We start from the raw sequence: 1,201 nt of genomic DNA on the forward strand, positions 1-1,201 counted from the left end.
TACTCTACCCTACTAAAATTTGAGGCATAAAAACGGGGCGGCCCGACCTTTGGAGTTCCTACACAGCCAAACTCGTTCCGCCCCGTGAAGCAAGGCCTCATTGCCAAAATTACGACCGTTTTACAGCACGTACCCCTGGTGCGGAATCTGGCGCGGCAGAAGTTCATCGCCCACTTTGTTATCGGGCTGATAAAGAGCCGGAACGTGCAGTTCAGCGAAGTGGCTCAGCACTTGAATGATGCCGTGAAGCCGGCCTCGAACGAAACCCGGATTCAGGATTTCTTCCGCGAGGTTGACCTGGACTACCTAGTGCTAGCCCGGCTACTGGTCAGTCTTTTACCAAGCCAGGGCAAGCTGCGCCTGTGCCTGGACCGCACCGAATGGGATTTCGGTCAGTGTCAGGTCAATATTCTGCTTGTCACCGTGGGCCAGGGGGCGTTTCAGGTGCCGCTTTACTGGGAGTTGCTCGACAACCGGAGTGGCAATTCCAATGCCGCTCAGCGCATCGCCGTGCTCCGAGTCTGCGTGGCCGTACTAGGTCGTCAGCGGATTGGTTTGGTGCTGGGCGACCGTGAGTTTGTGGGCCATGCTTGGTTCAAGTGGCTCAAAGACAGCGGTCTAAATTTCGTTATGCGCTTGCCCCGGCATCACCTGCTAACCGATGCCCAGGCCCAGTGCCAAGCCATTGCCGACCTGGGCCTGGCTGTGGGGCAGGTGCGGCGCTTTGCCCAGCAGCAAGTTGATGGGGTCTGGGGACAGGTCTGGGTCAAAGCCCTGGCCGGGGGCGACTTCCTCTTTCTCTTTGGCACCGCTGGCTTGCCCGACCTGGGGCAGCTCTATGCCCGGCGCTGGACCATCGAGCAGTGTTTTCAGAACCTGAAAGGACGCGGTTTTCACTTGCAAAACAGCCACTTACGCTGCCGTCACAAGCTGCGTAAGCTCTTGGCACTGGTCACGCTCGCCTATGCTTTTTGTTTGAGCGTGGGCCTGGCCGCCGACCAGCGCACGCCCATCGCCCGCAAAAAGCACGGCTATCGCGCCACGAGTCTGTCCCGTAACGGCTTGAATATCCTACGGCACATTACCCGCCCAGCCACCGATAAAGGCCACAAAATGGTCCGACTGGTCGTAGCTCTATTAGAATGGCTGCTCCGACAACTAGTGGTCTGTCAAAGGTCTGTAAAAATAGTAGGGTAGAGTA

Annotated in this window: 1 protein-coding gene; it reads left to right on the forward strand. The window is 57.5% G+C overall.

The features are described from left to right. Positions 1–84: 84 nt before the first annotated feature. Positions 85–1,197 (forward strand): IS4 family transposase, encoded by a 1,113-nt coding sequence (locus HNP98_RS21485; RefSeq protein WP_173812260.1) that lies wholly within the window; start codon positions 85–87, stop codon positions 1,195–1,197. The last annotated feature ends 4 nt before the right edge of the window (positions 1,198–1,201 follow it).

This window comes from Hymenobacter caeli (assembly GCF_013294115.1).
GTDB lineage: Bacteria > Bacteroidota > Bacteroidia > Cytophagales > Hymenobacteraceae > Hymenobacter > Hymenobacter caeli.